The sequence below is a fragment of the Bradyrhizobium canariense genome (genome assembly GCF_019402665.1).
Lineage (GTDB): Bacteria > Pseudomonadota > Alphaproteobacteria > Rhizobiales > Xanthobacteraceae > Bradyrhizobium > Bradyrhizobium canariense.
Genome location: NZ_VSST01000078.1, coordinates 1 through 1,210, shown reverse-complemented (window position 1 = coordinate 1,210; position 1,210 = coordinate 1). Strand labels below are relative to the sequence as shown.

The window sequence follows — 1,210 nt, the reverse complement described above, 5'->3', positions numbered from 1 at the left end:
GCGAGGGCTTTGCGTAAATCGCGAATCTGCGATTCTCTAAGAGACATCTGAAGAGGATCTGGGGATGGCATATCGGCAGGTGGGGCAACCGAGCTTCGCAGATGCGTTGGCGTCGCGGCGGGGCAAAGGGGGTGCGGTCCTGAGGCGGATTGGCGAACTGGTGGATTGGGCGGCTGTCGAGCGCGTGCTGAGCGGCCTGCCGGAGCCGGAGCGTGGCGCGCCGGCCTATCCTCGGCTGGTGATGTTCAAGGCTGTGCTGTTGCAGCAATGGTACGGTCTGTCCGATCCGGAACTGGAAGAAGCGCTCGATGACCGGGCCTCGTTCCGCGACTTCTGCGGCTTTGCGCTGGGCGACGAGACGCCCGACCACACGACGATCTGGCGCTTCCGCGAAGCTTTGCAGCAGGCTGGCCTGGACGAGACGCTGTTTGCCGAGATGCTGCGCCAGATCGACGCGCGCGGGCTGGTGCTGCGCCGAGGCACATTGATCGACGCCAGCCTGATCCCGGCGGCCGTGAAACCGCCGAAGCCGCCAAAGGACCCGCTGCCTCCCGGCCCGGACGGACGCCCGCCGAGCAAGCTGGTCAATAGCGAGCGCGATACGGATGCGCGATGGACCAAGAAGGGTGGCAAGCGATACTTCGGCTACAAGGCGCATGTCGGTGTCGACCAGGGCTCGGCGATCATTCGTCGCAGCAAGCTGACCGACGCTGCGGTCAACGATACGGTGCCCGCCGACGAATTGATCAGCGGTGACGAGAAGGCGGTCTACGCCGACCAGGCCTATGACAAGCATGAGCGTCGCGCCGGGCTGGCTGCCCGGGGCATCAAGCCGCGGCTGATGTTCCGGCCCAACAAGCATCATCCCCTGACCGAACGGCAGAAGCGCTTCAACGACGCCGTGGGACGGCGCCGCGCCCCGGTCGAGCAGGTCTTCGCGCGCCTCAAGGGCGTCTACGGCTGGGCGCGAGCCCGCTATCTGGGCCTGGCACGCAATCATACCCATCTGCGTCTTCTCTGCCTGGCCATGAACCTCAAACGATGGGCGGTCCTGTGTCCCGCGGGAGGTGTGGTGTGACCGCCACAGCCCAAGGCCATCGATCGGCCACGAAAACAAGACCGTCTGCGTTCGCGCGCCATCCGAGGCCGCACAAAAAAATACCCCATATCGAGCCTCACTCCCGCTCGGCCAATTAAGCAAAGCCCTCGC

1 protein-coding gene is annotated in these 1,210 nt (G+C 65.1%); it reads left to right on the top strand.

What is annotated here, in order from left to right:
- Nucleotides 1-64 precede the first annotated feature (64 nt).
- Nucleotides 65-1,078 (top strand): IS5 family transposase, encoded by a 1,014-nt coding sequence (locus FXB41_RS33495; RefSeq protein WP_007592298.1) that lies wholly within the window; start codon nt 65-67, stop codon nt 1,076-1,078.
- The last annotated feature ends 132 nt before the right edge of the window (nt 1,079-1,210 follow it).

Excerpts from the sequence above, each read along its gene's own strand:
- FXB41_RS33495 (WP_007592298.1), top strand. The coding sequence starts at position 65 with ATGGCATATCGGCAGGTGGGGCAACCGAGCTTCGCAGATGCGTTGGCG.